This window comes from Allostigmatella hybrida (assembly GCF_020103775.1).
Taxonomy (GTDB): Bacteria; Myxococcota; Myxococcia; order Myxococcales; family Myxococcaceae; genus Hyalangium; species Hyalangium aurantiaca.
The window spans coordinates 1-6,141 of sequence record NZ_JAHXBH010000061.1 but is presented as its reverse complement, the minus strand read 5'-3'; the positions used below and the strand labels follow the sequence as shown (position 1 = coordinate 6,141).

2 protein-coding genes are annotated in these 6,141 nt (G+C 67.9%); one reads left to right on the top strand and one right to left on the bottom strand.

Annotation, left to right across the window (positions count from 1 at the left end):
* A partial coding sequence (locus KY661_RS36945; RefSeq protein ID WP_225414661.1) for an immunoglobulin-like domain-containing protein occupies positions 1 to 4,308 on the top strand: 4,308 nt, incomplete at its 5' end.
* A gap of 328 nt (positions 4,309 to 4,636) precedes the next feature.
* Here the strand turns inward: KY661_RS36945 and tnpC are convergent.
* Positions 4,637 to 6,141, bottom strand: a 1,505-nt coding sequence (tnpC, locus tag KY661_RS36940) for an IS66 family transposase (protein WP_225414660.1), incomplete at its 5' end; no start/stop codon positions are given.

Sequence of the window (6,141 nt, the reverse complement as noted above, 5' to 3'; positions counted from 1 at the left end):
CCGCTGGCCGCCACCATCGAGTGCGGCGGCGGCTCGTTCAACGATCCGGGCGCCACGGCCGACGACAAGTGCATCGGGCCGGTTCCCGCGGTGCCGACCTCTGTCGTGAACCCGGGTTCCGAGGGCACCTACAGCATCAAGTACACGGCCCAGGACACCTCCGGAAACACGGCGACGTCGGATGCCAGCCGCATCGTGACGGTGGCCGACACCCTGCCGCCCACGCTGGCGCTCAACGGTCCTGCCGCAGTGGGCCTGGAGTGCGCCACGCCGTTCGCCGACCCCGGCGCCACGGCCAACGACCAGTGCGCGGGGGATGTGAGCAACCGCATCCAGACCTCGGGCAGCATCGACAACAAGCAGCTCACGGCGCAGACGATCACCTACTCCGTGACGGACCTGGGCGGCCGTGCTGCCACGCCGGTCAGCCGCACGGTGACGGTGGCCGACACGCTGGCGCCCACGCTGGCCCTCAACGGTGGCGCCACCGAGACGTTCGAGTGTGGCGCGGACTATGTGGACCCGGGCGCTTCGGCCAACGATGCGTGCGCCGGGGATGTGTCCGACCGCGTGGTGCCGGTGCGCACCCAGGTGCCGGGCGGCTTCACCATCACCTACAGCGTGACGGATCCGTCGGGCAACAGCGCCGCCGCGCCGGTGACCCGCACGGTGAAGTCGGATGACAACACGCCGCCGGTGCTCGCCCTCAACGGGCCTGCCAACCAGGCGCTGGAGTGCGGCAATCCGTTCACGGACCTGGGCGCCATCGCCGAGGACGTGTGCGACGACAACCTGAACATCACGGTGACGGGCACGGTGAACCCCGCGGTGCCCGCCGACTACACGCTGACCTACAACGTGACGGACTCGGCGGCCAACACGGCCACGCCGGTGACCCGCACGGTGTCGGTGCAGGACACCCAGGCGCCGACGCTGGCGCTCAATGGGGCTGCCACGGTGGGCCTGGAGTGCGCCTCGCCGTTCAACGACCCCGGCGCCACGGCCAACGACCTGTGCGCGGGCGACCTGTCGGTCGCGGTGGTGCGCACCGGCACGCTCAACGAGGGTGCGGTGGGCAACTACACGCTGACCTACACGGTGGCGGACTCCGGGGGCCACACGGCCGCGCCGGTCAGCCGCACGGTGGCGGTGAGCGACACGCTGAAGCCGGTCGTGACGGTCAACGGGCCTGCCACGCTGGCGGTGGAGTGCGGTGACGACGGGTTCAACGACCCGGGCGCCACGGCCGACGATGCCTGCGCGGGGATGCTACCCGCGGTGCCGAGCACCACGGTGAATCCGAGCGTGCCGGGCGCGGTGACCATCACCTACAGCGCCACGGACCCGTCCGGGAACGTGGGCGTGGGCGACACTGGCCGCACCGTCACGGTGGAGGACACCCTGGCGCCGGAGCTGGCGCTGGTGGGTCCTGCCAACCAGCCGCTGGAGTGCGGTTCGCCGTACAACGACCCGGGCGCCACGGCCAACGACCAGTGCGCGGGTGACCTGACGGGCGCCATTGAGGCGACGGGCAGCATCAACAACAAGCAGCTGGGCGCTCAGACGGTCACCTACACCGTGAAGGACCCGGGCGGCCGTACCGCCGCGCCGGTCAACCGCACGGTGACGGTGGGCGACACCCTGGCCCCGGCCATCACGGTCAACGGTCCGCTCGACCAGGCGTTTGAGTGCGGCTCCACCTACGTGGATCCGGGCGCCACGGCGAACGACCTGTGCGAGGATGACCTGACGGGTGAGATTGTCTCCACGCGCACCCCCATCGCGGGCCAGCCAGGCTCCTTCACCATCAGCTACAGCGTGAAGGACGAGTCGGGCAACACGGCCACCTCCACCACCAGCCGCACGGTGCATGTGGAGGACAACGTGCCGCCGGTGCTCGCGCTGACGGGCCCTGCCACCCAGGCGCTGGAGTGCGGTTCGCCGTACAACGACCCGGGCGCCACGGCGCTGGACGCCTGCGTGGGCGACCTGACGGGAGTCATCACCCGCTCGGGCGAGCTCAACCCCAACAAGACGGGCAGCTACACGCTCATCTACAACGTGTCGGATCCGTCCGGTCAGAGCGCGCCGTCGGTCACCCGCCAGGTGAACGTCAGCGACACGCTAGCCCCGAACATCAACGTCCAAGGCCCCGTCTCCGACACCTTCGAGTGCGGCGGCGAGTACGCGGACCCGGGCGCCACGGCCAACGACCAGTGCGATGGCCCTCTGCCACAGAGTGCCATCATCGCCACGCGCACCACGATCCCGGGTCAGCCGGGCAACTTCACCATCACCTACAGCGTGCAGGATCAGGCCGGCAACGTGGCCACCTCGCCCGTGACCCGTACGGTGAAGGTGAACGATGACCTGCCCCCCAGCATCGCCCTCAATGGCGCGGTGTACGTGACGGTCGAGTGCTCGGAGCCCTTCGTGGATCCGGGTGCCAAGGCGGTCGACCTGTGCGCCGGCGACGTGCCGGTGACGGTGTCGGGCACCGTGGACACGACCAAGGCGGGCAACTACGAGCTGCGCTACAGCGCGCAGGACATGGCTGGGAACACCTCGGCCACGGTCACCCGCACGGTGCAGGTGAACGACTCGCTGCCCCCGGCCATCACCCTGCTGGGTGAGAACCCGATGAACCTGGAGTGCAAGCGCGACACGTACGTGGAGCCCGGCGCTACGGCCTTCGACCTGTGCTCGGGTTCGTCCACCGTCGTCTCGTCCGAGAACATCAACGAGTCGGTGCCGGGGTACTACGCGGTCAACTACACCGCTACGGACAAGAGCGGCCGGCAGAGCACCGCCATCCGCGACGTGAACGTGGTGGACACGCTGCCTCCTGCCTTCGAGACGCCGGAGACGCTGATACTTGAGTGCGCCATCGACACGCTCAACGATTCACTGCCCAAGCTCACCGACCTGTGCCGCGGTGACCTGTCCGCGAACGTCATCCGCGATCACAACAACGTCGATCTGAAGAAAGTGAACTTCGAAACCGGCGATCCTGCTTACTACGTTCGGTACCAGGGTAACGATTACCGGGATGGTGGCGGGCCGGTCTATATCGACCGCGATGTGTGGGTGCGTGATACCACGGCCCCTGAGCTCATCCTCGTGGGCGAGGCCAATCCCACCATTGAGTGTGGTGCTCAGCTGGACCCGAACGACGTGATTGCCGATGACGCCTGCTACGGCGAGTTGCCCGCGATTCAGAGTCCTGCGGTGCTGCCAAAGGTGCCTGGCCAGCATGTGGTGACCTACACTGCCTCGGACAAGCACGGGAACACCACGACGGGGGACGGCGTGCTGTCGCGCACGGTGACCATCGTCGATACCCAGCTGCCGGAGCTCTCCATCGTGGACCAGGACATCGTCTACGAGTGCTCGGGCCACGCCGCGGGCAACGAGTGGGTGCCGCCGCTCGTCACGGCGAAGGACCTCTGCGAGGGGATTCTGCCGGTGCACAAGTACAACACGGGCGACGACGACGGAGACGGCATCCCCGGCTCCATCGACGAGGACGACTTCGGTCCTGGCCCCACCACCGAGGTGGAAGGTCTCTACTATGTGCAGTACCTGGCGTGGGACGAGGCCTACAACATCCAGGGCGCCATCCTCTCCGTGTACGTGAAGGACACCATCAAGCCGAACCTGGCCCTGCTGGGCGAGGAGTCGGTCCAGGTGCAGTGCTTCCACCCCATGGGCGACGAGGAGGATCCCGAGCCGTACATCGACGAGGGCGCCATCGGCGAGGACATCTGCTACGGCGATGTGACTCCGTCGGTGCAGTCCTTCAGCAACCTGAACAAGCAGATCCCCGGCACCTACACCATCGAGTACCAGGTGCGTGACGGTGCGTACAACGCGGCGGATCCGCTGTCGCGTACGGTGGAAGTCATCGACAACATCGCTCCGTCGGTGGTGGGCCGTCCGGCCATCATCCAGAACCCGGACCCGACCTTCATGCGGCCGGTGGATCTGACCGAGTGCGCCGAGGCCGTGGACTCCTGCGAGGGCTACATGGACATCAATGGTCTGGGCTTCATCGAGTCCATCACCAGCAACGAGCCGGGCGACGACTCGAACGACATCGTCATCGAGACGAACAGCCGGTTCCTGGTCCGCGCCAAGCCGAACTCCAACGGCACGGATCGCGTGTACGACGTGCACTTCACCATCAGCGACACCTCGGGCAACGTGACGTCGGCCCCGGCTGGCACCTGCCAGGTCCGCGTGCCTGCGAACCCCTTCGCCCCGGTGACGGTCCAGAAGAAGGGCTCGGGCGTCCTGGCGGGCCGCTAGGCCGCACGGAATCCTGACTCTGAAGTTCTGACGGCCGGTGCCCTCTTTCCGGGGCACCGGCCGTCTCTTTTTGGGGGCACGGGAAGAGAGACGAGTGCGGCTTCAGCCCTCCGCCGCCTACCGGTGACAGCTGGGTCCCTCACGGCATGCGCAAGCGGGGGCCCGATGAGAACCCCCAGCGGCGGCGCGTCAACGCGCGGGTGGCCTACCGACCTTCAGGAGCTCCGCGCGGGCTGCGTTTGGATGTGGTGAGCCTGTTCGTATGAGTTCGCCGTGCCCCGTCCCCCTGAAGGGGCAGGCCTGAGCCGGATGAGAGAGGAAACAGCCGTCAGTCTTGGCGCTGAGGAAGCGTGACGGTGCCTGGATTCTCGATGGCAGCGAGCGCAGCGCGCCGCAGGTAGTGCCCCGGCTCCTCTCCGCGCAGGCGAGCCGTCTCGATGAGGGAGTAGAAGAGCGCCGCCACCTCGGTGCCCCGCTGAGACTTGCTGCCGTAGTGGTTCTTCCTGCCCAGCACCATGTCCCGCAACTGGCGCTCGACGTGGTTATTGTCCAGAGGCACTACGGGGTGGCTCAAAAAGACAGTCAGCCCGCTCCACAGGTGCAGCATGTACTCCAGGGCCTTGCGAAAGGCGCTACCAGGCATGGCCCGCTGCGAGAGGGCCCATTGCTGGATGCGCTGCACCACGGGTGCGGAGTGCTGCTGACGCACGGCAAGCCGGTGCGCGAGCGCGGCCTGACGAGCCTCCCCGCTAAGAGCGGACCAGTCCGGCAACTCCTTCTCAATGCCATACAGCTCGCCGATGAGCTGGAGCACGGCCTGACAGGCAGGAGCAAACTTCTGCGCCTCGAAGAATTTACGGCGCACGTGGGCCCAGCAGAAAGCCAGCGTGGCGGGGGCGGGGCCGTCGGCTCCCGCCTTGGTGGCCGTCTGGTAGGCCGCGTACCCATCCACGAGGACGAGGCCCTTGTAGTCTCCCAGCACCGTGCGAGCGGTGGCCCCGGAGCGGCTGGGGAGAATTCGGTGGTACACGGTATCCGGCGAGGCCACCGTCCAGGCGTACCACTTCGTCCCGGGCCCCTTGTCCAACAGAAACCAGTGCGTCTCGTCCGCGTGGATGAGAGGCGAGGTGAATACCTCGGCCAGCAGCGCCTCGTAGGACTTCTGGAGATGGCGCGCGAGCGCCTCCAGCTGGTCCCAGAGCGTCTGGGCCTCCACGGCCAGGCCTTCCCGGGCGTACAGCCTCTCTTGCCGGGCCAGAGGCAAGTGGAAACCGTACTTCATCAGTGCCACGTGGACGGCGAAGTCCACCGAGTAGCGGCCGCCTGGAATCAGGCGCGGCGGGGCCGGCGCCGTCACCGGCGCGCAGCCCTGGCCGCAGCGGTACTTCTGCCGCTTCACCCGCCGCAGCAGGAAGCTTCGCTCGACAACGGTGATTTCCTCGCAGTCCTCGCTCTGGCCTTCCCACGCATGCAGGCCGCTGCCGCACAGGCCGCACACCCGGTCCGCCTCGTCCAGCGGCAGCAGCACCTCTTGCACCTTCAGCTCGGGCTGAGCCTTGGGGCCGTGGCCTTTCTGCGGCTTGGCACGCGGAGGCTTCGGCGGCCTGGCCCCCCGCTTCTCGCTGGAGGCGCCGAACAGCCGCTGCTGCATGAGCGCCAACTGCTCCTTGAGCTGCGTCAGCTCCAGCTGCAGGTGCGCCTGGGCGTCCTCGCCCTTGAGCCGGGCCACTTCTGCCACGAGCGCCTCGAGGCGCTCGTGCAGCCGGGCATTCTCCGCCTCCAGCAGCGCCGCCACCTGCTTGGCCGTCTCCAAGTCTCGCAGCTGCTCGACGC